Genomic DNA, 24378 nt, shown 5'->3' with positions numbered 1-24378 from the left:
ATCCGGCGGGGCCGCACGCGGTGTGCTCGGAGAGCAGCCTAGTGGGGGAGGCGTCGCGTATGGACGAACCGATCGTGGATCCCGCCGCCTCCCGGCGGGATCGGCGGCGGATCCGCGGTGTCCGGACGCTGTTGCTCGGCCGCCGGGAGCCCGCGCCGCCGCCGTGGACGAGGCGCCTGCTCGCCGTCGCCGCGGGGGTCACGGGGCTGAGCGGCGCGCTGTTCGGCGCCGCGGCCCTCAGGACCGACCACGAGTCGGCGGGGATGGCGGGGCTGATGGTCTTCCTCGTCATGGTGCTCTACATCGGCGTCTCCCGGCCCGAGCCGGGGCGGAAGGGCGGCGAGCGGCACGTCCACCCCGCCGAGCTGGACTCCGAGGCTCTCACCCTGCTGGCCCGGGCCAGGCAGGCGATCCTGGAGGTGACCGACTCCCGGGTGAACCGCCTGGGGCTCCTCGACACCGTCGCCAACGACGTCGTGCTCCCCGATCGGCTGTGGCACGTCGCCCGCCTCCTGCGTACGCAGACGGAGCTGCGGGCCGAGCAGGCCGAGGCGCGGGCCGAGCTGATGACGCCCGAGCTGGCCGCCGTGCTCGAACCCCAGCAGGAGGCCCTGCGCCGCTCCGTGGCGGCGGTCACCGAGCGGGTGTGGGAGCTGGAGGTGTACGCCGGCCGCGTCAAGGCGGCCGACTCGGCCCTGCGCGCCCAGGAGCTGCAGCGCAGCAACGACAGATATCGGGACCTGCTGGCGCAGACCGGCGACGCCGAGGGCCTGCGCGACCTGACCGAGCAGGCGGACACGCTGGCCAGGAGCCTGCGCGAAGCGGTCGAGGCGGGCCAGACGCTGGCCTCAGAAATCACGCCACTCGTCGAACCATGAGCCGGCCTCGCCCGAGGGCACGCCCGCCCGCGCCGCCAGCGCCATGAAGGCGTCGCCCGCCTCCTCCCGCCGTAACGTGTCGATCATCCCGTGCCGTCCGTCGAGGTCGTTGAGCCGCTCCACGAACTCCCGCAGCGTCTGCCTGGCGTCGGCCACCCCGCCCGGATCGTCGGCGCTCAGCCGCCCGATGGCCTCGGAGGCCGTCGAATAGGCCCGGCACGCCGCCGCTCCCGCCCGCCGGTCGTCGTCGACCCAGTTGCGCAGCGGATTGTCGATGTTGGCGGCCAGCCACTTGTCCGATTTGGCGCCGCGCAGCCGGACCCGCACCTCCGAGCCCCGGTAGCGCTGCTTGATCGGCCCGCTCTGGCTGCTTCTGAGCGAGGCGACGCTGACGTGCCGCAAAGCGCCGCCGGGCGGGGGCAGCATCGACGCGTCGACCCCGTACGCGTCGATCAGCTCCAGCGTGTGCAGCTTGGGGAACGCGGTCGTGCCGACGAGCCCGCCGTACGAGCGCAGCCACTGGATCCGCAGCGACTCCAGCTCGGCGAGCCCGTCCAGCGCCGCGAGCCGCAGGTCGCCCGCCACCTCCATCGCCACGTCGCGCACGCCGCTCAGCCCGGCGGGGACGCCGGAGCGGGTCGTCACGCGGATCCACCGCCCGCCGGCGGCCGCCGTCACGAGCTCGGGCGGCGCCGCGTCCAGGCGCAGGCGGGTCAGGGTGGGCGGCAGGACGAGCCGGCGCGGCGAGGCTCCGGCGAACGTCAGATCGTTGAGATGCGTCCCGCCCAGATCGACCTCGCCGGGCGGATCGGCCCAGTGCAGGCTGGTGATGATCGGCCGGGACGAGAGGGCGGCGGCGAGGCCCCGGTCGGGCCCGGACCAGGTCAGCGAGGTCACCCGGGGCAGCGCGTCCAGCCCGGCCCAGCGCACCTCGCCGTGGAGCTCCCGCAGGTCGAGCCCGGACACCATGGCGGGCCTGCGGATCCGCCGGCCGCCGAAGTCGGCCTCGACCTGCCCGGGAGCGGCGCTCTTGTAGGCGGCCTTGACCTCGTCGGGCACCCGCAGGTCCCAGTGCCGCTGCAGGACGACCTGCACGCCCAGGGCGGGCCATCCGCCGTACGCGCCGGTCGAGCGCGGCATGCCGGCGCTCACCGGCAGCGACCCGAGCCGGACGAAACCGGCGGGCAGCGGGGCGGCCGCCTCGACGGACAGGATCTGGGGCACACCCTCCCAGCTGTGGTGGTCGATGATCAGCGGGCGGGCCCCGCGCAGGTCGTCGAGCGCGGGCGCCGCGTCGGAGTGCCAGTCGAACACGCACACCGTCAGCTCGCCGCCCGCCGCCGTCACCTGGCACGCGCCGAAACCGCCGAGCGGCAGGGGCACGGCCACGACGTCACCGATCTCCAGCATGCCCGGCAGGCTAGCAACCGCGGGCGACAACCCCGTGGAAAAGATTTCGCCCGCGCGGGATCATTGCCACATGGACGTACTCGCGGCCGTCGCGGTGATCCTCGCGCTCGTGCTCAACGGCCTCATGGCAGGGGTCTACTTCGCGTTCTCGACGTCGGTGATGCCGGGCCTCGACGCCGTCGACAAGGAGCAGGCGGCAGCCGTCATGCGGAGCATCAACCAGAAGATCCTCAATCCGGCGTTCCTGTCCACGTTCACGCTGGCGCCGATCCTCGCGCTGGTCGCCGGGATCCTGCTGTTCGTGGCCGGACCCGGCAGCCTGCCGGGCATCCTGGCCGTCGCGGGGGCCGTCGTCGCCTTCGCCGGCTCGATCATGGTGACGGGAGCGGTCAACGTCCCGCTGAACAACGCGATCGACGCGGGCGAGGTCGACTGGGCCGGCTACCTGCCCCGCTGGACCCGCTTCAACACCGTGCGCGGCTGGGCCTGCGCGCTCACCGTCGTCCTCCTGGGCGCCGCGCTCTACGTCTGGGAGTGATCCGGCTTGTGCCGCTGGTAGTAGCGGGCGACGCGGATCCGGTTGCCGCAGAGCGTCGGTGAGCACCAGCGGCGGCGGGGGTGGGCCGGGAGGAAGAGCATCCGGCAGTCGGGTGCCTCGCAGGAGCGGACCTTGCCCACGTTGGGGTCCGTCAGCAGCTCCACGGCCGCCTCGGCGAGCTGCGTGAGCAGGCGGTCCACATCCGTGCCGTCCCGCCGCGCGACGCTCGTGAAGACGACTCCCCGGGCCTCCAGCCGAGGGTACGGCGGGGAGAGCCGCAGGGCCTCGTTGATCGCCGCGATCGAGTCGGGCGGCGCGGGGACGGCCTGGCGGGCGGCGTCCAGGGCCGCCTCCACGTGACCGCGCAGCCGGCGGACGGCGGCCAGGTCGGCGGCCGGGAAGGGCCCGCCGGGCAGGGTGAGGCGGTCCGACTGCCTGGCCAGCCAGTCGCCGAAGTCGGCGGACCGGTCCAGGGCGTCGTGGTCGCGGGACCGTGTGTTGACCAGGTCCAGGGCCAGGGGCTCACCCGTCAGCAACTCCATGCCGCTAATGCTACATCCATGAGTTGACCCATTAGTGCCATTCGGTCTATAACTAATGCGTCTTCGCAAGAAAGAGGCATGTGAGATGCGGATTCCCCACATCAGGCACGGGTTCGTGGACGTCGAGGGGGTCGAGGTCTTCTACCGGGAGGCGGGGCCGGAAGGCGGGGTCCCGCTGCTGTTGCTGCACGGGTTCCCGTCCGCGTCGCACCAGTACCGGCGGCTCATGGACGCCCTGGGCAGCCGCTATCGGGTGATCGCGCCCGACTATCCCGGATTCGGGCACACGCGGACCCCCGACGGTTTCGCGTACTCCTTCGACCGGCTGGCCGACGTCGTCGAGGGGTTCGTGCGGGCGATCGGGCTCGGGCCGTTCGTGCTGTACGCGTTCGACTTCGGCGGGCCCGTCGGGTTCCGGGTGGCCGAGCGGCATCCCGAGTGGATCGCGGGGCTCATCGTGCAGAACGCCAACGCGTACGACGAAGGGCTGTCCGAGGTGGCGCGCCAGGCCGTCAAGGCGCCGTCCGGCGAGCTGTTCACGCTGCCGTTCACCCGCGGCCAGTACGAGGACGGCACAGTGGACCCGGCACTCGTGGCGCCCGACGGATGGACGCTCGACCAGCACTTCCTGGACCTGCCGGGACGCAAGGAAGCGCAGCTGGCCCTCGCCCGCGACTACGCCGGGAACCTCGCGCGCTACCCGGCCTGGCAGGCATGGCTACGCCTGCACCGCCCGCCCACGCTGGTGCTCTGGGGGCGGGGAGACGCGATCTTCCTGGAGGCGGGCGCCCACGCGTACCGGCGGGACGTGCCCGAGGCGGAGGTGCACGTCTTCGACACCGGGCACTTCGCGCTGGAGGAGAAGCTCCCGGACATCGCGCCGGTCATCGCGGACTTCCTGGAAAAGACGACCACGTGACGAAAGCCCCACGGTTACCCGTGGGGCCCGACGAGCGTGAACGAGAATCCGGCGCGGGCGCCGGTCCTCGTCACGTCAACCAGGAACGGCTATCGACGGCCGGGAGGACGGTCGTCTTCGTCGTCTCCGGCGCCATAGTCATCGGCGTAATCGGCATAGCGATCCGCCAGCTCATCGTTGAGGTCGTCGGCGTCGTCATTGCTGCTGGAGTCTCCGACCCCGAGTTCATCGCGAAGACGGTCAAGATCCGTGCCACCGCTGTTGTACTTCAGCTGGCGAGCAACCTTGACCTGCTTGGCCTTTGCTCGGCCGCGCCCCATTGGCTCGACCCCCTCGTGTGGGGTCGTCCCCGACCCCCTCGTCGCTAACGCACCACACACTGACGCCGCGTCTCTTTGGGCGTCAGCCTATCGTTCGCCTATTACCGTACCTGTTTTGTGCCCAGCTCGGTACGTCGTATGGGCGTGGGCCGTCAGCGGCCCAGCCAAATGCCCCTAATACGCCCGACTTCCGACATTCTGCGCTCGGCTAGCCTATCCGCTGCGACAGCGGGCGGAACGCCCTCATCGGCAGCGATTTGGAAGATCTTCAGGGTCGTGTCGTAGATCTGGGTGGCCTTCGATCTGGCTCGTTCCATGTCGAAGCCCTCGATCTCGTCCGCGACCTGGATCACGCCTCCCGAATTGACGACATAGTCGGGCGCGTAGAGGATGCCGCGCTCGGCGAGTTGCTTCTCGACCCCGGGGTGGGCGAGCTGGTTGTTGGCCCCGCCGCAGACGATCCTCGCCCGGAGCCTGGCGACCGTCGCGTCGTCGAGGGCGCCGCCCAGCGCGCACGGCGCGAACACGTCGATGTCGGATCCGCTCAGCTCGGCCGCGTCGGCCACCACGTCGACCTCCGGGTGGCGCAGGCGCACCCGCTCGACGGCTTTGGGGGCGACGTCGCAGATCACGACCTCGGCGCCGTCCTCGCGCAGGAGCTCGACCAGGCGGTGGCCCACCTTGCCGACCCCTTCGACGCCGACGCGCCTGCCGTGCAGCGACGGAGTGCCGTACACGCGCTCGGCCGAGGCCCGCATGCCCTGGAACACCCCGTACGCCGTGAGGATGGAGGAATCCCCCGCCCCGCCGTAGGCCGGCGAGCGGCCGGTCACGAAGCGTGACTCGCGGGCGATGACGTCCATGTCCTCGCTGTAGGTGCCCACGTCGCAGGCCGTGATGTAGCGCCCGCCGAGCGACTGCACGAACCTCCCGTACGCGCGCAGCAGCGCCTCGTTCTTGTCGTGGGCCGGGTCGCCGATGATGACGGCCTTGCCGCCGCCCAGGTCGAGCCCGGCCAGCGCGTTCTTGTAGGACATGCCCTTGGCGAGGTTGAGCACGTCGGCCAGGGCCGCGCTCTCGCTCTCGTACGGATAGAAGCGGGTGCCTCCCAGCCCAGGGCCCAGGGCCGTGTTGTGGATGGCGATGATGGCACGCAGGCCGCTCTGCTCGTCGGCGCAGAACACGACCTGCTCGTGGACGTCCTTTTGGGACGAACCGAAGACGTCGGTCACGGTAGTGACTCCCTGTCCGGTCCGCCGCACCTTTGCGACGGAGATCACCTCACAGCGTAGTAAGCCACAACGGTGCACGCAGGTTCGCTTCATGACACGATGCCTCCGTGCTGCCCTATGCCGCCTACCTCCGCGTCTATGAGCCACTGACCGCGTTCGCCGAACCCGAGCGCAAGGTGTGGGCCGACTACGCCGACTCACGGGACCGCCCGCGCCGCGCGAACGCGCTCAATGCGGAGCACGGAGAGTCGGTCATGCGCCTTCTCGGTATGCCCCCTCAACCCGTTCCCGCCCAGGAGAGCCCCAACGCCTATCTGCGGCGTGTTGAGGACCGTCTCTATGTCTGTCCCTGGCAAAGCCGTTTGCGCTCGTGGCTGGCGTTCTCAAGGCTGCGTGGCACCACTCCTGTGAAGCTGATGGACCATCTGGTGCCCAAGGCGATCGCGGACCAGGTGGCGGACGACTTCGACCGGTACAAGCGGCAGGCCGGTTCGTCCGCGTTGCGTACGCACATTCGCACCACGGCGTGGCATGTGCCGCCATCGTGGTTCGTGCCGTTTGATGGGAACGAGCGCTGGCTGGTGCTCGGCTCCGCCAACCCGGGACAGGACGTGACGACCGCTACCGGACGCAACCTCATCTACGTCACCTCCATGGCGCAGGCCAGGAGGCGGGCGGCCAGGGCGCTCAACGTGCTGCGCAGGCACCTGGGCGACGTGGCGGCCAACTTCGACGTGGAGGACGTCGCCAGGTGGCTGGAGGAGTTCCACCCGCACTCGCTGGTGGAGCTCGACTACGGCGGCCTCGTCCACCTCATGGACGACGACGCGTTGCAGGCGGACCAGTCGGTGGCGGAGCTGGCGGGCGCCCTGACGGGCCTGGACACGGGTCAAGAAGAACTTGCCTACGCCATGTACCAGAGGGTGATCCTCCGGTGGAAGTCAATGCAACAGCTGGAATCTGCCAACTGAGGCTCAATACGACCGTCTGACCTGCATGAGTAGGTCACGTCTCCCGGCTGCTCTCTTCTGCGAACTGAGTAGTTTGCCGTTTTCACTGCGATACCACGAACCGTGTCGCTAGAATCACCGAGCGTGACATCGCCGCGGGGGCGGGCAGTTGGGTCAAAGAAGGGCTCGCCAATCGCTCTGCGTGGCGGTATGGTCACATCGGGTGATGCCGCATATGGCTCAGAAAAGCCGCACGCTCTGTGCCATAGGGGGACATCCGTGACACGCGCAAAGGCAGTCACAGGATCGCTAAGCCGGTCCACACGGAGGAGAGGCCGCACAAATGTCAGCTCGTACACCCGAGGCCGAGCCACTGCTCACGCCCGCTGAGGTCGCGACCATGTTCAGGGTCGACCCCAAGACCGTTACGCGGTGGGCCAAGGCGGGTAAGTTGACGTCGATTCGAACCCTCGGCGGTCATCGGCGTTACCGGGAGACCGAGGTCCGGGCACTGCTCGCGGGGATTCCGCAGCAGCGCTCGGAGTAAGTGAGGGTCGTCACGGATCCTCAGGGGGGTTGAGGGTGAGCCAGGCCGACGGCCTGGTCCACCGTCGTGGCGACACAACGTCGCATGGGAGAGTTGGCGCCGCCCGCCCGGCGCCATCCTTCTCTCCGCAACGGATCTGAGCGACCGAGCCGCCTCACGCAGTGAGGCGAATTACGCGAGTCGTTCCAACAGCGTGGCCACGGCGCCGTCGTAGGCGGCGGCCACGCCGAGCAGCGCGACCATGTGATCGACGAGCATCTTTTCCAGCGTCGGTCGCTCTATGTCACGGTGCTCGAGCCAGTCGAGGCCGGCCGTCTCCACGGAGGCGATCCATGAGCGCAGGGTCGTGCGCAGCACCGGGCTGGCCTCATCGACCCGCATCTGCTTCAGGATGAGGCGGAAGAGACGCTGGCGTACGCCGTCGACGATCTCGCCGATCTCGCCCGCCCGGTTGGCGGGCCCCCCGCGCAGCAACGCGGCGAACCCGGCCGCGTGCTCCTCGACGAAGTCGAAGTAGCGCCTGAGCCCGGAGGCCAGCTCTTCCAGCGGCCGGCCGCCCTCATGGGGGCGAAGCCGGGACTCCAGCTGCTCCGCCGCGCTCCTCAGCGCGGCCACGTAGAGCTCCTGCTTGCCACCGAAGTAGTGGTAGACCAGGGCCCGCGAAGCGCCCGCCGCCGAGGCCACGTCGTCGATCGAGACGTCTTCCGCGTCACGGGTGCTGAACAGCTCGAGCGCGGCCGCCATCAGCTCCTCGCGACGCCGGTCGACACTGAGCCTGCGCCGCGCCGGCCGTGCCGTCTCGGCTGACTTCCCGGGTGTCACACCTGCACAGTAGCCGACGCCGTGCCGCCCGTTCCCCGGGTTAACCCGCGACGATTCCCTGAGTCAAAGAGTGAGAAGGCCGTACCCTGCCGCGAACTCGATCGTTTGGTGAGACAGGTGCCCATATCCGCATCGCGGGGGAGACACATGTCAGGACCGCCCGTCAACACTTCAACCATTACCGAGCTCAGAGAGGTAGACACACTGCCTCGGCCCAGACCGACCATCCGCAACGTCGCCGAACGAGCCGGCGTCTCGAAATCGCTGGTCTCTCTCGTGCTGCGCGGATCCCCGCACGTGAGCGAGCACCGGCGCCAGGCCGTGCTGCAGGCCGCCCGCGAACTCGGCTACCGGCCGAACGCGGTCGCGCGAAGCCTGGTCGAAGGCCGTACGCATCTGGTGGGCGCGCTCGTCGCCGACCTGCACAATCCGTTCTACGCGGAGTTCCTCGACGGTCTGCAGGAGAGCCTGCACGGCGACGGCCTGCGCATGCTCATAGGGAACAGCCAGTGGGACCCGGCGTTCGAGGACGAGGCCGTCGAGGCCTTCCTCGAGCTCAGGGTGGACGGGCTGGTCCTCCTGGGCATCGCGCCGACCAGCGAGACGCTGATCGAGGCCACCGCCTACACCCCGACCGTCGTCGTAGGGGAACGTGACATCGAGCTCGACGGAGTCGACATCGTGGTCGACGACGACCAGCTCGGCGCTCGCCTGGCCATCGACCACCTGGTCGAACTCGGCCACAAGCGCATCGCGCACATCGAGGGCCGGCGCTCGTCGCGCTGCGAGGGCTACCTCGTGGCCATGCGCAGGCACTCGCTGGCGCCGTACATCATGGTCGAGGCCGCGGACTCGACCGAGGAGGGTGGCAGGGAGGCGGCAACGGCGCTGCTCACCCGCGACCCCAGGCCCACGGCGATCTTCGCCGCCAATGACGTGGTCGCGCTCGGCGTGCTCTCGGCCGCCAGCGACCTGGGCCTGCGAGTCCCGCAAGACCTCTCGGTGGTCGGCTACGACAACACGCACCTGTCGGCCTCCCACCACATCTCGCTCACCTCGGTCGACCAGCCCCGGCGCACCATGGGAAGGTCGGCGGCGGCGCTGCTGAGCGACCGGATCGGGGACCCCGCGAAGGTCTCGCGACTGCGCGAGATCCGCCCTGAGCTGATCGTGCGACGAAGCACGGGTCCCGCCTGAGACGAATAAGAAATCTGCAAAGCCGACTGCCGCTGTGGCGAGGATCGCGCGCACGACGGTAGAGCGGCAGTCTGCTGGAGCAGGTTTCTTGTTCGCAAAGGCTCAAGGCTGGGTCAAGCCGCGCGGAGACGTGGCCGCGCGGCTGTTTACTCGTCAGGGTCATGCTATTTGTGGCCGGATTCGATCCGGCCACGATCTGATCCGGGGGAACAGTCATGCGTGATCCGGAACTAGTGTCTTGCGCCCAGCGCGCGGCGGCCGAGCTCGAGCGCGCCTGGGGCCACTGGCGGGCGGGGAGGGGGCGGGGCGTCGACGGCGCCGCTGAGTCGGTCGCCAGTTACGTCGCCCACTCCCTCGACCACCCGTGGGGCCGGCCCCGCGTCGTCCTCGGGCTCGACGCCGAGGACGCGCGGGAGCTGGCCGCCCTGCTGGAGCGCCAGGAGATCGGTGAGCGTGTCTGGTGAGGGGCTAGGGGCCCGGCCAGGATGTAGGATTCCCCGCCACTCGCCGTAGTTGGCATAAGAAGGGCTTGAGCTCCGGGCGTGCCGTAAGTTGGATGCCATGCGTGCTCTGCCAGCCTCAGCTCTCGTCGTTTGCGGCCTGATCGCCTCCGCGTGTGGCGGCACCGGCACCGGTGGCGCCGCGGCAGGTCAGGCCGCTCCCGCGACCAGCGCGGAGCAGACCGCCGCCGAGCAGACTCCCTCCGAGCAGACTCCCGCCAAGCGGACTTCCGCCAAGCAGTCCCCGCCCGACGCCAAGCCCCTGGAGGGCAAGGTCGTCGTGATCGACCCGGGCCACAACGGCGGCAACTACCGCGACCCCGCGGCCGTCAACCGCAAGGTCAACGTGCTGACCAAGTGGAAGCCCTGCGACACGACGGGCACCCAGACCAACAGCGGCTACACCGAGGCCGCCTTCTCCTTCGACGTCTCCAAGCGGCTCGTCAAGATCCTCGAATCCCGTGGGGCCACGGTCAAGCTGACCAGGACGAACAACGACGGCGTGGGCCCGTGCATCACCCAGCGGGCAGCGATCGGCAACAAGGCCCGCGCCGACGCGGCGATCTCCATCCACGGCGACGGCGCGGCCCCGGCCAACCACGGCTTCCACGTCATCATGCCGAAGAAGATCAACGGCCCCGTGGACAAGGTCGTGGGCGCCTCCAGCAGGCTCGGCATCGACGTGCGCAACGCGTTCGCCAAGGGCACGGGCCTGCCGTACTCCACCTACATCGGCCGCAACGCGCTCGACTACCGCAACGACCTCGGCGGCCTCAACCTGTCGACGGTGCCGAAGATCTTCATCGAGTGCGGCAACATGCGCAACGCCGCCGAGGCGGCCAAGTTCCAGGATCCCGGCTTCCGGCAGAAGATCGCGCTGGCGCTGGCGAACGGATTGCAGCACTATCTCGAAACATGATTCCTCGCCCAGAGCTGCTCAGCGATCTTTCCGGTTCCTTCGAGCTGACCTCGGGCGCGACCGTGTCCGGCGACCTGGTGGACGCCGTACGCCTCGCGCTCCCGCGGCTCGACCTGCGGCCCGGCGACGCCGGTGAGATCGACGTCCGGCGGGATCCGGCGCTCGGCGAGGAGGCGTACCGGCTGACGGTGGGTTCGCGGGGCGTGGAGATCGTGGCCGGCGGGCGGGCCGGGGCCTTCTACGCGGCGCAGTCGCTGCACCAGTTGCTGCCCGCCGCCTCCTACCGGTTCTCCACCGGGGCCTCGTGGCCCGTTCCAGGGGTGCGGATCGAGGACGCGCCGCGCTTCGCCTGGCGCGGGCTGCACCTGGACGTGGCGCGGCACTTCTTCCCCAAGCGGGAGATCTTCCGCCTGCTCGACCTGATGGCGACGCACAAGCTCAACCGTCTCCACCTGCACCTGGTGGACGACCAGGGGTGGCGGGTGGAGAGCAGGGCGTACCCGCTGCTGCACGAGGTCTCCTCGCACCGGCCGCGTACGGCGTCCAACTACTGGCGGGAGCCGGACACGTACGACGACCTGCCGCACGGGGGCTACTACACGCTCGACGACCTGGCCGAGATCGGCGCCTACGCCCGTGCCCGGTGCGTCACGGTCGTCCCCGAGATCGACGTGCCCGGGCACGCGTCGGCGATCCTGGCGGCGTACCCGTCGCTCGGGGCCACCGGGGAGCGGTACGACGTGCTCGACCGGTGGGGCATCTCCTCGGCGATCCTGTCGCCGCTGCCGCCGACCGTCGAGTTCCTGACCACGATCTTCGACGAGCTGATCGGGGCGCTGGGCGAGACGCCCTACGTGCATATCGGCGGTGACGAGGTCGTGCTGGACCATTGGGGCGAGTCCGCCGAGATCACCGCGTACCGCGACTCGCTCGGGCTGGCCACCTCCAACGACCTGCAGGCGTGGTTCCTGCGGCGACTCGCGGACGCGCTGGCCGAGCGGGGCGCGCGGGCCGTGGTGTGGGACGAGGCGTTCGTCAGCGGCGGGCTGCGGGAGGACACCGTGGTCATGCCGTGGCGGGGCATGGGGGTGGGCCGCCGGGCCGCCGCGGCCGGGCACGACGTTGTGGCGACCCCGGTGTTCCCGCTGTACTTCGACTACGCGGAGGCTTCCTCGGCGGACGAGCCCATGGCCATCGGCGACGCCACCACAGTCTCGGACGTGGCCGCCTTCGACCCGGCGCCGGCCTCGTGGACGGAGGAGGAGCGTGCCCGGGTCCTGGGGGCCCAGGCGCAGCTCTGGACCGAGCGCGTGCCCGACGCCCGCACGGTCGACTACCGCCTGTGGCCGCGGGCGTGCGCGCTGGCGGAGATCGCGTGGGCCGGTCCCGCCGACGGCTTCGAGGGACGGCTGGAGGAGCACCTGGGGCGGCTGGACGCGCTCGGGGTGGAGTACCGCCCGCCGGCGGGGCCGCACCCGTGGCAGCGGCGGCGCCCGCACCGGCCGGGCGTGTTGCGCGTCCAGGAGGCGATGGCCCACATCGAAGGCATGACGCACGACGCGGAGTCGACCCGCCCCAGCGTGTGACTCAGAAGGCCGGGCGGTCGTTGAGGATGCGCTGGAAGAGGCGGCAGGTCTGCCACCTGCCGTCGATCTCGAGGTAGCGCTCGGCGGTGCCGTACGGCTCGAAGCCGGTCTTGACCAGCACGTTCTGCGAGGCCGCGTTGTCGAGCAGGACGCTGGCCGCGATCCGGTGCAGCCGCAGCTCCTCGTCGGCCATCCGGCACACCTCCCGCACGGTGCCGGTGGCCAGGCCGCGCCCGATGTAGCCACCGTCCACCCAGTAACCGAGGTCGGCGCTCAGCCAGGGGCCGCGGACGATGCCGCTGAGCGTCGCGCGGCCCACGATCTCCTCGCCGTCCGCGAGCACCCACGCCATCGCCCGGCCCTGCGCCTGATCTTCGAGCAGGCCCTTGAGCCGCTTGGCCTGTCCTTCCAGGGTGAAGAACTCGTCGGGCCTGCGGGGCTCCCACCGCTTGAGGTGGTCGCGGTTGCGGTCGTAGGCGCGTACCAGGGCCTCGATGTCCTGCTCGGCGGCCGGGCGCAGGGTGATGCCGTCCGCTAGTGGTACCTCTTCGATCATTCGCCCCACGATAAGGGATTCAGGCGGTACGGCCGATAGCGTCCGTGATGGACTTGAGGCCGTGGCGGCGCACGCGCCTGGAGAGCTGACGGTGGATGCGCGAGGCCCAGAACGGGCCGCCGTAGATCCAGCCCGTGTAACCCTGGACCAGGGTGGCCCCGGCGAGCAGGCGCTCCCAGACGTCGTCCACGTCCTCCACGCCGCCGACCGACACCAGCGTGAGCCGGTCGCCGACCCTGGCGCGCAGGCGCCTGAGCACCTCCAGCGAGCGGCCCTTGAGCGGGCGGCCCGACAGCCCGCCGGTCTCGCCGTCGTGCCTGATCGTGGTGTTGGTGGCGATGATGCCGTCCAGGCCCAGCTCCAGCGCCAGGTCGGCGACCGCGTCCACGTCCTCGTCCGCGAGGTCGGGCGCGATTTTCACCAGCAGCGGAGTGGGGCGGGGCGTGCCGTCCGCGACCTTCTTGACCGCCGTGAGCAGCGGCCGCAGCAGCGAGACCGCCTGGAGGTTGCGCAGCCCCGGGGTGTTGGGCGAGCTGACGTTGACCACCAGGTAGTCGGCCAGCGGCGCGAGCTCCTTGGCACTGGCCACGTAGTCGGCCACGGCCTCCGACTCGGGCACCACCTTGGTCTTGCCGATGTTCACCCCGACCACGACGGGGACGCCCCGGGCACGGCGCAGCCTGCGGGCGGCGGCGGCCGCCCCGGCGTTGTTGAAGCCCATCCGGTTGATCACCGCGCGCTCTCCCACCAGCCTGAACAGGCGCGGGCGCGGGTTGCCCGGCTGGGCGTGCGCGGTGATCGTGCCGACCTCGACGTGGCCGAAGCCGAGCGCGGCGATGCCCTCGGCGCACGCGGCGTCCTTGTCGAACCCGGCGGCAAGGCCCAGCGGACCAGGGAAGTGCACACCGAACGCGGTCACCCGCAGGGCCGGGTCGCGGGGCGCGAGCGTGCGGTAGAGCAGCCGCTTGACCACGGGCAGCTTTGCGAGGAGCGCGAGGGCGCTCACGGTCTGATGGTGCACGGCCTCGGCGTCGAAACGCCGCAAGACCTGCGTGAACACGAGGCGATACATCACGCGTCAGGCTACCAATCCGGCCTCGTGGGCGATGATTGCGGCCTGCACGCGGTTGCGCACGCCGAGTCTGGTGAGGATGGCGCTCACGTACGCCTTCACCGTGCCCTCGACGATGTGCAGCTCACGGGCGATCTCGGCGTTGGACATGCCCGCGCCGACCAGGGCGAGCACCTCGCGCTCCCGGTCGGTGAGCGGGCCGACGCGGTCGCGGGCCTGCGCCCTCTTGGTCATCTTTCCGCCCGCGAAGTGGGCGATCACCCGCTGGGCGACCCTGGGCGACAGGTACGCGGCCCCGTCGGCCACCGCGTGGATCCCGGCGATCAGCTCACGCGGATCGCCCGACTTGAGCAGGAACCCGCTCGCCCCGATGTCGAGCGCCTTGGCGATGTAGTCGTCCTCCCCGAATGTGGTCAGCATCACCACGGCCGTGCCCGGCGCGACCCGGCGCATCTCGCTCGCCGCCCCCAGGCCGTCGAGCCTGGGCATGCGGATGTCGAGCAGCGCCACGTCGGGGCGGTGGCTGATGGCCAGGTCGACGGCCTGCCTGCCGTCCCCGGCCTCGGCCACCACCTCCAGCGACGGGTCGGAGGCGAGGATGGCCTTGACCCCGGCCCGGATCATGGCCTCGTCGTCGGCCAGGAGTACGCGGATCACGCCCTCTATATTGCCGATATGGCACAGGTGAAGGTGTACGGGCGCAGGGACGTGTGGGCCGGGCGGCAGCGGGAGATCTCCGATCTGGTGCAGTCGTGCCTGGTGAGCGCCTGGGGTGTGCCGCCGGAGAAGCGGTTCCACCGGTTCCTGCTGCTGGAGGAGGACGACTTCGTCTGCCCTGGGCGCAGTGACCAATACCTCATCATCGAGGTGATCTGCTTCACCGGGCGCAGCGACGACGCCAAGCGGGCGCTGATCAGGGAGATCTACGACAAATCCGGCTACGAGCCCGAGGACGTGGAGATCACGATCATCGAGATGCCCAGGGTGAACTGGGGGATCCGCGGGGTGCCCGCCGACGAGCTCACCCTCTCGTACAAGGTCGAGGTCTAGCTGACGGTATGGTCCGACTCATGAGCACTCACTATGACGTCGTCGTTCTCGGCGCGGGTCCCGGAGGGTATACGGCCGCCGTCCGCGCCGCCCAGCTCGGACTGCGCGCTGCGGTCGTCGAGGAGAAGTACTGGGGTGGCGTCTGCCTGAACGTGGGCTGCATCCCGTCCAAGGCGCTGCTGCGCAACGCCGAACTGGCCCACATCTTCAACAACGAGGCCAAGACGTTCGGCATCAGCGGCCAGGTCACCTTCGACTACGGGGCGGCCTTCCAGCGCAGCCGCAAGGTGGCCGACGGTCGGGTCAAGGGCGTTCACTACCTGATGAAGAAGAACGCCATCACGGAGTACGACGGCCGCGGCACGTTCCTGGACGCGAACACGATCCAGGTGAACGGCGAGACGATCACGTTCTCCCACTGCATCATCGCGGCGGGCGCGACCACCCGGCTGATCCCGGGCACGCGGCTTTCCGAGCGTGTGGTGACGTACGAGGAGCAGATCCTCACCGAGGAGCTGCCGGAGAGCATCATCATCGCGGGTGCGGGCGCCATCGGGGTGGAGTTCGCGTACGTGCTGCACAACTACGGCGTCAAGGTGACGATCGTGGAGTTCCTCGACCGGGTGGTGCCGCTGGAGGACGAGGAGGTGTCGGCCGAGCTTGCCAAGCGCTACAAGCGGCTCGGCATCGAGGTGCTGACCTCGACCCGCGTGGACGCCATCGAGGACACCGGCGCCTCCGTCAAGGTCACCGTCACCCGCGGCGGCGAGACCCGGGTGCTCGAGGCCGACAAGGTGCTGCAGGCCATCGGGTTCCAGCCGCGCGTCGAGGGCTACGGCCTGGAGAAGACGGGCGTGGCGCTGACCGACCGGGGCGCCATCGCGGTCGACGGGCGCTGCCGTACGAACGTGCCGCACATCTTCGCCATCGGCGACGTCACCGCCAAGCTGATGCTGGCGCACGCCGCGGAGTCCATGGGCATCATCGCCGCCGAGACGATCGCCGACGCGGAGACCATGGAGCTCGACTACGTGATGATCCCGCGGGCCACGTACTGCCAGCCGCAGGTGGCCAGCTTCGGCTACACCGAGGCGCAGGCGCGCGACCTGGGCTACGACGTGAAGGTGGCGAAGTTCCCCTTCACGGCCAACGGCAAGGCGCACGGCCTGGGCGACTCGGCCGGCTTCGTCAAGATCATCAGCGACAACACGCACGGCGAGCTGCTCGGCGCCCACCTGATCGGGCCCGAGGTCACCGAACTGCTGCCGGAGCTGACCCTGGCCCAGCAGTGGGACCTGACCGTGCACGAGGTCGCCCGCAACGTCCACGCGCACCCGACACTCGGGGAAGCGGTCAAGGAAGCGATCCACGGCCTCGCCGGCCACATGATCAACATGTGACCGCCCGGGAAAGCAAGGTCCTCACATCCGGAGGCACTCGTGCCATGCGAGTGCTCGGGCCCTGCCTCCCAGGGGCTCCGCCCCTTCGACCCCGGGAACCCCCCGCTCGCTGCGCTCGCCGGCGCCCACCCGTTGCGCGATTACCGGGTTGGCCTGCTGGAGCCCGCCCCGAGCGGTCCTCGCCGGCGCTCGGGCTGTCTCCATAGGGATCGGGGCTTCGCCCCGATCCCCGGCGAGGTGGCCTGCCGGCCCTGGGCCGTGTTCCCACAGGTGCGTCGTCGGCCGTGGAGCGGAAACTCGAAGACATGGGGGCCAGACAAGAGACCCACCAGCGCCTGTCCACGCCGGTGGCATGGATGCGGGGACTCACGCGCCGCCGGTCGTTTGTGCAGGCCGGGAAAGGCCTGACCTGCTAGATCGAGCACACCCGGGCCGAGATCGACATCTTGGCTGAGCGACCTCGGAGAGGCGCCGGAGCACCTGCGGATCACCCGCAAGACCCTGCTCTCCCTCGCCGACGAACCGTCGGTCGATAACACCCCGCCAACGTCCGCATGGCCGGACACGAGAATCCCGAAATCCAACCCGGAGCACACCAGTACGTAAGCGATCAGGCGGCGTGTCCTTCAGCAATACACCCGCCATTCCTCATCAGGGACATAGCCCTCTGTCACGTCACAGACACAATCGGCCCACTCGCGGGCGACGAAAACTGGACGCGTCAGGAGGATGTCTCCAGCGCGTTGCGCACGCAGCACGAGCCCAACCTCGTCAGCTCCGAGATCTCCGTACTGCGAGGAGCGGACCGCCTCCGGCAACCCCCGGGACAGCATGTGATCGACGAACACGTCCGCCAACTCGGACGGCACACGTCCAACCAGCGGAAGGCCCTCCATCGTCACCTGAGGACCGTGAAGCGCGTCAACCGCGATGCAGGACAGGCGTCCGGACCCTGCGTAGTACGTCGTCAGGGCACTCCCGTAAGAGGTCGGCAGATGGAACCATGCACGGCGCACTCCCCATCTGTCGGACCCGCTGGAAGGGACATCCGTATCCAGCTCAGCAACCACCTCGTCATGACTCATGCCGAACCACAGTGGTCCAACGCTCACGAGCGGCGTGAAATCCCACTGCAGTCGTTCCACGTCGTCTAAAACGATGCCTGCACGTTTCATGGACCGCGCCCTTCCGATGCTCTCCCAGCTCACCTCAGCCGCACCCTAATGCGTGAGCATTCAACACTTGCTCGGGCGTAACTCAGGCAGTCCGGCCCGTTTGACCATCTGCACCGCGTAGCGATGCGCCATAGGAATCCTTCCTTTTGAAGTGCGACGAAGGCCGTTGCCTTCTCCTGGAAGGTTCTCATCTGGTTATTGACAGCCCACAAATAAGGCGTTGACGGATCTGTTGGCGTGGGCGTGTATAAAGAGGCAGCTAACCGGCTGTATATGTCATGGCCGGTGACCCCGCTCAGTCCAAGTTGTCCCATGTCGGCTGTGCTCAGGATGCCCAGGCACGCAGAACGAAAGGGCTCAGTGAACGTCGCTGGTCCCGGTGTCAGGCCCCGTCCTCCAGCTTTCCGATCGCAGCCACGGCGTGCCCGCCTCCGCCCTTGCATGTCCAGAGCGCCGCCCCGCCCGCCTGCTTCGGATGCAGCCCAAGGGAGTGCGCCGGACAGGTCGGCCAGATCTTCCCCTCCTGCTCGGCGATGACTGTCTGGGCGAGATCGGCGATCAGCACGAGGGTGGCAACTGGCTCATGCGGTTCGTCCTCACGCAGTCCGAGGCTGGAGTATCGGCCCTTGTACTCGACGCGCAGGTAGCCCGGGTCGTCCCACTCCGGGGTATCGAAGCCGAGTCGTCCGGCGACACGGGTCGCGTCCATGTCGCGTTGAACGGCGAGCACCGCGCTATCCAGCACCTTGTTGGTGGTCATGTCCCTCATGCTGGCGGAGTTCTGTGCGTCTCAGGTGGCGAGAGCGAGTTTTGCCGGTTCGAGGCGGGCAGGGTGGCCGGTGCGGGTCGCGAGATTGATCTGGACCGGATCCCCGCGTTCGTCCAAGCCACTTCCCGGTCGGGCAGGCTGATGGGTGAGCCGGGCATGGGCAAGACCACGTTGCTGGGCGCGGCCGGCTCCCTGGCCTGGGAGCTCGGCATATCGGTCGTGTCGATCACGGGCGTGGAGTACAAGGCCCGGCTCGGCTACAGCGTGCTCCACCGACTCCCGGGCGCGGCATGTGAAGAACGGCCTTCTATAGTCCCCGACAGCCTCTTGGCCGTGGTCGTGGGAGGAGATGGCGATCCGGCTCCCGAACGCGCGGCGGTGGCCCGTGCGACGTTGTCGTTGGTCCCCGAGCTTTCGGGCAGCACGCCCACACTGCCGCTCGTGGACGACCTGCAATGGATGGCGCTCCCGGCCTGAGGCGGCCGGTGCCGACGCCACGGCGGCCTGGGGTGATCGATCTTCACCAGCATTTCACCGCATGGTTTCGGATAGTTCTTATCGAATTAGCTAGGCTCCGGGGGCACTATCCTCCGCAATCAATCAATCACACCGTGAGAAGGCGATGTCGCGTGACTCTGAGAACGGATCCGCAAGAGGATGGAGCGGGCGCGGACAGTGTACCCAGGCCCAGTGACGATTGGCCTGGACTTGGCGACCTGGTCAGAGATGGCATTGACGTCGATCGCAAGGCGCTGCGGGAGACGGCCGAGCAGCTCGTGGTCGATCTCAACGATGTCGAAATCCCCGACTGGTGGGGCGGGAAGAGCTTCAATGCCGGAGATTGGGGCAGGGCCGACGATGTCTCGAGGATCTTTCGATCTTTCACGGATGACTTGTACTGCATTACCAGTGATGCGGTGGTCGAGTGCGTCGTGGCCGCGTGCGGCATTGCCACCGCGGGCCAAAATTATAATATCGCCGAAGAGAACAGTTGGCTCAACAGACAGTCCTTCTGGAACAGATATCATGACTCCACCTCCGCGGTGAGTCCTTATTCGGACACTCCGAGAAGCAGCTGGAGCAGTGTCGAAAAGGGCTATGCAGTCAGCACCCAATATCCGTCGGGATACATCGTCGTCGACTGGAACGGCATTGAGCTGCGTCATGACTACGACGGCCTTGACAAGGAACGGATCAGGGAGCTGTTGATGACCGGCGACGAGCAGTCGATGAGAAACTTTTCCAGCTCCATGACGGCGATTTCCGATGACCTGGGGACGATCGCCGGCCGGCTGCGGTTTCATGCGAATGACGTCAGCTATCATTGGGCCAGTGCTGCGGCAGAGCGGGCGCAGCAGGCGCTGAAGGCGATCCACGACACCGTCCGCCCGCTGGCCGAGATCTACAGCACCATCGGTTCGCTCGCCCGCACGTGCGCGGATGACATCGTGGCACCCGCCAAGGCACGCTTCGATCATGCGGTGGCCGACGAAAACTGGTTCACCGACATCTTTCAGGACGACGACGACGTGTCCGCTCGCAACTACCTGAAAACAATCGACCAGCAATTCTGCGACGAAGTGATTCCACGCTTTCCACAGTCCGCCCAGCTCGGCCTTCCAGGCCTGATCCGCTCAGAGGACCGGCTCATATACTCCGTCTAGCACGGTGGTCGCCCATTCGTTGGTTGACCCGGATGCCGTTTGGATAGCGATCCTGCTGGTGGCTTCAGGACCGAAGCGTTCTCGGCCGGTGAGCGCATGCGGGCATGGCGCAGCTGGGTGGTCGAGGGGCCCCTGGGGCAAGGCCGAAGCGTTCTCATGTTGTGACACCGAGTAGCTGAAGGCCGTCGGTGCGGTGGTTGCGGTAGTGGTCGGTGGCGGTGGCAATGTCGGCCCAGCCGATCAGGCGGGCTAGTCCGATGGCCAGGTTGCGGAGGCCGGCCATGATCCGGGGTGGGGTGCCAGTCCGGAGTCGGCAGGCGTCCTCGCGGTAGGTGACGTCGCGGACGTGGTGCAGGGCCTCGACGCTCCAGTGGCCGCGGATCAGGGCGGCGAGCTGGGCGTGTGTGATTCGGCCTGGTGGGGGGCTGGTGATGGCGTAGATGGTGACGATGGCGGTCTTGCCGGTGCGGTGGTCGGTGCGGCGGCGTTTGACGTGGATCGCCTGGGCGGCGTGCGGGAAGGGCAGTCCGGGGCGGATGACGCAGATCTTCATGCGGCGGATCTCACGGTGGCCGTGTCCGGTTTCGTCGGTGCGGTCGTTGAGGATTGTCGGCCCTGGTCCAGCGTCAGACTGTTTTGCCGCCGAGCAAGCCGAAAATCACGCCCAGACCCGCCCATGCGGCTCTTTGCAGCCATTCCGTCGTCGACAGCTGTGACGGAGTGGGATTGGCGATGAAAAAGCCCGAATAAATGGCGCCGCCCACGAAGAGGACCGTGAAGCCGAGCACCACGAAGAACACGAGTCAGAAATTCCGGTCCACGGTCGTCGCGCCGCCGCCTGGGCTCATTCCGGCCCTCCTGCGTACCGGCGGGAGCGCGTCGCCGGGCTCGGCTCGGGTGGGCCGCTCCGGTCCGCATCGACCTTGATGATCAGCTCATCTATGGGGATGACCTCTTCCGCCGTGGCGGGGCGTGCCCCCTGCTGGGACTCGAGCGTGGTCCCGGCTTTCACGATCAGGGTCAGCTCGCCGAGCGGGCGCCTGAATATGGCGCGGAGGGCCGCACGCATGCCGGAGTTGCCGATCATCGTCAGGACCATGGCCGCGAGTCCCGCCGTGGCGAATCCCCAATAGAATCCGTTCATGGCTCCCTCTGGGATCGCAGTGCCCGCTATCGGCGCGATTCCCTTTTTCCGGGCGCGGATTCCGCTGCCGCGGGAATTTTGACTCAGCCTTTCCGGGGGGAGGGCGCCGGTTCGGGGTCTGGCTGGGGCGCGCGTTGGTGGTTCGGCCGGGATGTCGCTTCCGGGTCTGGCTGGGGTGCCGGTCCGAAGTCGGGCTGGGGTGCCGGTCCGGAGTCTGGCTGAGGTGCGGGTCCGAGGTTGGGCTGGGGTGGGGGTTCGGAGTCGGGCTGGGGTGGGGTTTCGGTGCGGAGCGGGATCTCGCGGATGAGCCAGGCGATCGCGAACGAGATCGCCGCGAGAGCCGCGGCGCCGATGAGGAGGGCGTGCAGGCCGCTGGTGACGGCCTCGCGGACGGCGTCGGCCACGGGGGCGGGCAGGCGGGGCAGCGATCCGGGTGTCAGCTCGCCGCTCCGCTCCAGTTGTCCGGCCTGGCCGGGGCCGAGGCGGGTGGTCAGGTGGGTGTGCATCCGGGTCGCGTACAGGGTGCCGAGCACGGCGATGCCCAGCGATCCGCCGACGGTGCGCAGCAGGGTGACGGTGCCGCTGGCGGCGCCCATGTCGCGCGGGTCGGCGCCGTTGATCGTGATGAGCGTGGTGCTCTGCATCACCAGGCCGATCCCCGTCCCGATGACGAGGGTGAGCGCCGAGGCGGCCGGCGCGGGGGTGGAGGCGTCGAGCAGGAGCAGGGCCAGGGACCCGGCGGTCATGAGCGCGCCGCCGAGGATCGGATAGCGGCGGTAGCGGCCGTCGCGGCTGATGAGCCGGCCGGTGACCAGTTGCGCGGCGAGCATGCCGAACATCAGCGGCAGCAGGAGCATGCCGGCCGCCGCGGGCGAGGCGCCCTGGACGAACTGCATGTACTGGGGCAGGTAGTTGGTCACGCTGACCATGGCGGCGCCGACGAGGAAGCTGAGGACCTGGGCCAGGGTGAAGCCGCGGTCGGCGAACAGCCGGGGCGGGATGACCGGTTCGGCGGCCCGGCGTTCGACGGCGACGAATCCGGCCAGGGCGAGCACGGAGAGCGCGCCCAGGGTGAGGACCTGGGGTGAGGTCCAGGCGTACGCGGTGCCCGCCCAGCCGGCCAGCAGGGTCAGGGCCACGATGGCGGTGGTGAGCAGGGCCGCGCCGCCGTAGTCGATGCGGGGCTTGACGCGTTCGGCGGGCGGGAGGTGGATCCGGGTGGAGATGATCAGCAGCGCCACGGCGCCGACGGGCAGGTTGACGTAGAAGGTCCAGCGCCAGCTCAGGTAGTCGGTGAGCAGGCCGCCGAGGAGCGGCCCGCCGACGTACGCGATCGGCATGATGACGCCGATCATCGACTGCAGCCGGCCGCTCTCACGGGGCGGTACGAGCACGCCGATGATGGCCAGCGCCCCGACCATGAGCCCGCCCGCGCCGAGCCCCTGCACGGCGCGGAAGGCGATGAGCTGGCCCATGTCCTGCGACAGTCCGGCCAGTCCCGACCCGGCCAGGAAGAGCGCGATCGCGCTGATGAAGGTCGCCTTGCGGCCGAACAGGTCGCCGACCTTGCCCCAGATCGGGGTGGTGGCCGCGGCGGCGAGCATGTAGGCGGTCACCACCCAGGGCAGGCGGTCCAGGCCGCCGAGGTCGCCCGCGATCGTGGGCAGCGCGGTGCCCACGATCAGGCCGTCCAGCATGGCCAGGAACATGCCGAGCAGCAGGCCGAACACGCCGACGTAAAGAGATCGGGTCATGGCGCGTCACGCCGCGTACGGCCGGACGGCCTTGGCCTCGCGCAGGGCCTGCCCCCACCAGGCGAGCCGGTCCAGCATCACCTTGGCGGCGGGCTCGACGGCCGGGTCGACCGTCCTGCCCTCGCCGTCGAACTGCTCCCAGACGCGCTGGAAGCCGACCCCGTCGCGGATGGTGACCGCGTGCAGCTCGGCCAGGACGAGGCGCAGCTGCTCGACCGCGCGCAATCCGGCGGAGAAGGCGCCGTAGGAGACGAAGGCGACCGGCTTGGCGTGCCACTCGGGGCCGTGCCAGTCGATGGCGTTCTTCAGCGCGGCCGGGAAGCTGTGGTTGTACTCCGGCGTGACGATCACGAAGGCGTCGGCCGCCGCCATCCGCGGTGACACCGCGGCCAGCAGGTCTCTGGCCTCCTGGGAGGCCGGGGGCTCGCCGAGGACCGGGAAGACGGTCGGCAGCGGCGTCTCGACCAGGTCGATCAGGTCGGCTTCCATGTCGCCGCGCTGGTCGAGCAGGCCGACGATCCAGTTGCTCACGACCGTGCCGAGGCGGCCGTCGCGGGTGCTGCCGAGGATGACCGCGACCTTGAGCGGACTGTCTTTCATGAGGGCTCCATTTGTGTACGTCGTATCCAGCGAGATACAACGTACACACGAGAATGTACGTTGTCCACTTCGGATACGCTGTATCGGAACACGGAAGGGGAGCCACATGGCCGTCGAGAAAGACAAACCGCGCGAACCGCTCTGGGCGCGCCTGGAACGTCCGGCCCCCGCCCCGCGGCAGACCCTCTCGCCGCAGCGCATCGCCACGGCCGCGGTTGGGATCGCCGACGCCGAGGGCCTGGACGCGGTCACCATGCGCCGCCTGGCCACCGAGCTGGGCGTCGCGCCCATGGCGCCCTACCGGTACGTGTCAGGCAAGGACGAGCTGCTGGAGCTGATGGTCGACCACGTCTACGAGGAGCTGCGGCTGCCCGAGGGACTCGGCTGGCGCGAGACGATGCGCTCCTTGGGGCACGGCACCCGCGAGATGATGCTGCGGCACCCGTGGCTGGCTCAGCTGTCCCCGCAGGCCATGCTCGCGCTCACCCCGCGCCGCATGGCCGTCACCGAACGCTCCCTGTCGGCCCTGGCCGGATCGGGCCTCGACCCCGACACGACGATGAGCGTGTTCCGCGCCGTGGACGCCTACGCCAACGGCGCCATGGCGTACGAGATCGCCGTGCAGAGCTTCATGGACCAGCAGGGCTGGGCCGACGGGGGCGAGCTGCGCAGTGAGCTCGCCCCGCAGATGACCTGGCACATCCAGACCGGGCGTTACCCCACCTTCGAGGGCTACCTGATGACGGCCACCCGCAAGGACGACGTGCTCTGGCGGTTCGAGACCGGCCTCGAGTACGTCCTCGACGGCATCGCCGCCAAGCTGGGGATCTGAGG

General features: G+C 69.2%; 29 protein-coding genes. 14 read left to right on the top strand and 15 right to left on the bottom strand.

Features of this window, described 5'->3' with window-relative positions:
- The first annotated feature begins 59 nt into the window (after positions 1-59).
- Positions 60-878 carry a hypothetical protein gene (locus AB0L65_RS48715; RefSeq protein ID WP_364261169.1) on the top strand — a complete coding sequence of 273 codons (819 nt, stop codon included), beginning with the start codon at positions 60-62 and terminating at the stop codon, positions 876-878.
- Here the strand turns inward: AB0L65_RS48715 and AB0L65_RS48710 are convergent.
- Positions 849-2288: a hypothetical protein gene (locus AB0L65_RS48710; RefSeq protein WP_364261166.1), complete on the bottom strand. Its 1440-nt coding sequence runs from the start codon at positions 2286-2288 to the stop codon at positions 849-851. The two genes, AB0L65_RS48715 and AB0L65_RS48710, sit on opposite strands and share 30 nt — an antisense overlap.
- A gap of 70 nt (positions 2289-2358) precedes the next feature.
- On the opposite strand from AB0L65_RS48710, the gene AB0L65_RS48705 reads away from it, so the two are divergent.
- Positions 2359-2826 carry an anthrone oxygenase family protein gene (locus AB0L65_RS48705; protein WP_364261163.1) on the top strand — a complete coding sequence of 156 codons (468 nt, stop codon included), beginning with the start codon at positions 2359-2361 and terminating at the stop codon, positions 2824-2826.
- Here the strand turns inward: AB0L65_RS48705 and AB0L65_RS48700 are convergent.
- Entirely contained in the window at positions 2811-3368 is a 558-nt protein-coding gene (locus tag AB0L65_RS48700; RefSeq protein WP_364261160.1) for an ABATE domain-containing protein, read from the bottom strand. The genes AB0L65_RS48705 and AB0L65_RS48700 overlap by 16 nt on opposite strands.
- An 85-nt stretch (positions 3369-3453) precedes the next feature.
- Between AB0L65_RS48700 and AB0L65_RS48695 the strand changes: the two genes are divergently transcribed.
- A complete protein-coding gene (locus AB0L65_RS48695; protein WP_364261157.1) occupies positions 3454-4287 on the top strand; it encodes an alpha/beta hydrolase in 834 nt (277 codons plus the stop codon).
- 89 nt (positions 4288-4376) lie between these two features.
- Here the strand turns inward: AB0L65_RS48695 and AB0L65_RS48690 are convergent, their stop codons facing one another.
- Together AB0L65_RS48690 and AB0L65_RS48685 are read right to left on the bottom strand one after the other, a co-directional pair.
- Positions 4377-4607: a DUF3073 domain-containing protein gene (locus AB0L65_RS48690; RefSeq protein ID WP_350737475.1), complete on the bottom strand. Its 231-nt coding sequence runs from the start codon at positions 4605-4607 to the stop codon at positions 4377-4379.
- A 152-nt stretch (positions 4608-4759) separates the two neighbouring features.
- Positions 4760-5839: a Glu/Leu/Phe/Val dehydrogenase gene (locus AB0L65_RS48685; protein WP_364261154.1), complete on the bottom strand. Its 1080-nt coding sequence runs from the start codon at positions 5837-5839 to the stop codon at positions 4760-4762.
- Between the two features lie 107 nt (positions 5840-5946).
- Between AB0L65_RS48685 and AB0L65_RS48680 the strand changes: the two genes are divergently transcribed.
- Together AB0L65_RS48680 and bldC are read left to right on the top strand one after the other, a co-directional pair.
- On the top strand, positions 5947-6810 hold the full coding sequence (locus AB0L65_RS48680; RefSeq protein ID WP_350737470.1) for a hypothetical protein: 864 nt from the start codon (positions 5947-5949) through the stop codon (positions 6808-6810).
- Between the two features lie 322 nt (positions 6811-7132).
- Entirely contained in the window at positions 7133-7336 is a 204-nt protein-coding gene (gene bldC, locus AB0L65_RS48675) for a developmental transcriptional regulator BldC (protein ID WP_013133571.1), read from the top strand.
- A gap of 171 nt (positions 7337-7507) precedes the next feature.
- Here the strand turns inward: bldC and AB0L65_RS48670 are convergent, their stop codons facing one another.
- On the bottom strand, positions 7508-8158 hold the full coding sequence (locus AB0L65_RS48670) for a TetR/AcrR family transcriptional regulator (protein WP_364261151.1): 651 nt from the start codon (positions 8156-8158) through the stop codon (positions 7508-7510).
- 147 nt (positions 8159-8305) lie between these two features.
- Here AB0L65_RS48670 and AB0L65_RS48665 point away from each other — a divergent pair, with 147 nt between their 5' ends.
- From AB0L65_RS48665 to AB0L65_RS48650, 4 genes are all read left to right on the top strand, one after another.
- The gene (locus AB0L65_RS48665) at positions 8306-9355 is read left to right on the top strand and encodes a LacI family DNA-binding transcriptional regulator (protein ID WP_350737465.1); all 1050 of its coding nucleotides are present in this window, start codon (positions 8306-8308) and stop codon (positions 9353-9355) included.
- Positions 9356-9570: 215 nt separating this feature from the next.
- Positions 9571-9819 carry a hypothetical protein gene (locus AB0L65_RS48660; protein WP_185069048.1) on the top strand — a complete coding sequence of 83 codons (249 nt, stop codon included), beginning with the start codon at positions 9571-9573 and terminating at the stop codon, positions 9817-9819.
- A gap of 97 nt (positions 9820-9916) precedes the next feature.
- Entirely contained in the window at positions 9917-10774 is an 858-nt protein-coding gene (locus tag AB0L65_RS48655; RefSeq protein WP_364261148.1) for an N-acetylmuramoyl-L-alanine amidase, read from the top strand.
- Positions 10771-12360 (top strand): beta-N-acetylhexosaminidase, encoded by a 1590-nt coding sequence (locus AB0L65_RS48650; RefSeq protein WP_364261145.1) that lies wholly within the window; start codon positions 10771-10773, stop codon positions 12358-12360. The genes AB0L65_RS48655 and AB0L65_RS48650 overlap by 4 nt, the downstream gene beginning before the upstream one ends.
- Position 12361: 1 nt before the next feature.
- Here the strand turns inward: AB0L65_RS48650 and AB0L65_RS48645 are convergent, their stop codons facing one another.
- From AB0L65_RS48645 to AB0L65_RS48635, 3 genes are read right to left on the bottom strand one after another with little or no spacing between them, the layout of a single operon-like run.
- The gene (locus AB0L65_RS48645) at positions 12362-12916 is read right to left on the bottom strand and encodes a GNAT family N-acetyltransferase (protein WP_364261142.1); all 555 of its coding nucleotides are present in this window, start codon (positions 12914-12916) and stop codon (positions 12362-12364) included.
- A gap of 19 nt (positions 12917-12935) precedes the next feature.
- On the bottom strand, positions 12936-13988 hold the full coding sequence (locus AB0L65_RS48640) for a quinone-dependent dihydroorotate dehydrogenase (protein WP_364261139.1): 1053 nt from the start codon (positions 13986-13988) through the stop codon (positions 12936-12938).
- A gap of 6 nt (positions 13989-13994) precedes the next feature.
- The gene (locus tag AB0L65_RS48635) at positions 13995-14645 is read right to left on the bottom strand and encodes a response regulator transcription factor (protein WP_364261136.1); all 651 of its coding nucleotides are present in this window, start codon (positions 14643-14645) and stop codon (positions 13995-13997) included.
- Positions 14646-14663: 18 nt separating this feature from the next.
- On the opposite strand from AB0L65_RS48635, the gene AB0L65_RS48630 reads away from it, so the two are divergent.
- Positions 14664-15038, top strand: coding sequence for a tautomerase family protein (locus AB0L65_RS48630; RefSeq protein ID WP_364261133.1), 375 nt, complete (start codon positions 14664-14666; stop codon positions 15036-15038).
- Between the two features lie 20 nt (positions 15039-15058).
- Complete coding sequence (gene lpdA, locus AB0L65_RS48625; protein WP_364261130.1) at positions 15059-16438, top strand: dihydrolipoyl dehydrogenase; 1380 nt, start codon at positions 15059-15061, stop codon at positions 16436-16438.
- A gap of 626 nt (positions 16439-17064) precedes the next feature.
- Here the strand turns inward: lpdA and AB0L65_RS48620 are convergent.
- Together AB0L65_RS48620 and AB0L65_RS48615 are read right to left on the bottom strand one after the other, a co-directional pair.
- A complete protein-coding gene (locus AB0L65_RS48620) occupies positions 17065-17613 on the bottom strand; it encodes a hypothetical protein (RefSeq protein ID WP_364261127.1) in 549 nt (182 codons plus the stop codon).
- 382 nt (positions 17614-17995) lie between these two features.
- On the bottom strand, positions 17996-18373 hold the full coding sequence (locus tag AB0L65_RS48615) for a hypothetical protein (protein ID WP_364261124.1): 378 nt from the start codon (positions 18371-18373) through the stop codon (positions 17996-17998).
- A gap of 72 nt (positions 18374-18445) precedes the next feature.
- Here AB0L65_RS48615 and AB0L65_RS48610 point away from each other — a divergent pair, with 72 nt between their 5' ends.
- Together AB0L65_RS48610 and AB0L65_RS48605 are read left to right on the top strand one after the other, a co-directional pair.
- Positions 18446-18859, top strand: a complete 414-nt coding sequence (locus AB0L65_RS48610) for an ATP-binding protein (protein ID WP_364261121.1) — start codon at positions 18446-18448, stop codon at positions 18857-18859.
- A 152-nt stretch (positions 18860-19011) separates the two neighbouring features.
- Positions 19012-20046, top strand: a complete 1035-nt coding sequence (locus AB0L65_RS48605) for a hypothetical protein (protein ID WP_364261118.1) — start codon at positions 19012-19014, stop codon at positions 20044-20046.
- A 154-nt stretch (positions 20047-20200) separates the two neighbouring features.
- Here the strand turns inward: AB0L65_RS48605 and AB0L65_RS48600 are convergent, their stop codons facing one another.
- The 5 genes from AB0L65_RS48600 to AB0L65_RS48580 all read right to left on the bottom strand — a co-directional run bounded on the left by AB0L65_RS48600 (position 20201) and on the right by AB0L65_RS48580 (position 23544).
- Entirely contained in the window at positions 20201-20599 is a 399-nt protein-coding gene (locus AB0L65_RS48600; RefSeq protein ID WP_364261385.1) for a hypothetical protein, read from the bottom strand.
- 73 nt (positions 20600-20672) lie between these two features.
- The gene (locus tag AB0L65_RS48595; RefSeq protein WP_364261115.1) at positions 20673-20846 is read right to left on the bottom strand and encodes a hypothetical protein; all 174 of its coding nucleotides are present in this window, start codon (positions 20844-20846) and stop codon (positions 20673-20675) included.
- Between the two features lie 44 nt (positions 20847-20890).
- Positions 20891-21190: a hypothetical protein gene (locus tag AB0L65_RS48590; protein ID WP_364261112.1), complete on the bottom strand. Its 300-nt coding sequence runs from the start codon at positions 21188-21190 to the stop codon at positions 20891-20893.
- An 83-nt stretch (positions 21191-21273) separates the two neighbouring features.
- Positions 21274-22944 carry a DHA2 family efflux MFS transporter permease subunit gene (locus AB0L65_RS48585; protein WP_364261109.1) on the bottom strand — a complete coding sequence of 557 codons (1671 nt, stop codon included), beginning with the start codon at positions 22942-22944 and terminating at the stop codon, positions 21274-21276.
- 6 nt (positions 22945-22950) lie between these two features.
- Positions 22951-23544: an NAD(P)H-dependent oxidoreductase gene (locus AB0L65_RS48580; RefSeq protein WP_364261106.1), complete on the bottom strand. Its 594-nt coding sequence runs from the start codon at positions 23542-23544 to the stop codon at positions 22951-22953.
- 106 nt (positions 23545-23650) lie between these two features.
- Here AB0L65_RS48580 and AB0L65_RS48575 point away from each other — a divergent pair, with 106 nt between their 5' ends.
- Positions 23651-24376, top strand: a complete 726-nt coding sequence (locus AB0L65_RS48575; protein WP_364261103.1) for a TetR/AcrR family transcriptional regulator C-terminal domain-containing protein — start codon at positions 23651-23653, stop codon at positions 24374-24376.
- Positions 24377-24378: the final 2 nt, after the last annotated feature.

The sequence above is a fragment of the Nonomuraea sp. NPDC052116 genome (genome assembly GCF_040680035.1).
Lineage (GTDB): Bacteria > Actinomycetota > Actinomycetes > Streptosporangiales > Streptosporangiaceae > Nonomuraea > Nonomuraea angiospora_A.
This window is presented reverse-complemented; position numbering and strand designations above follow the sequence as displayed.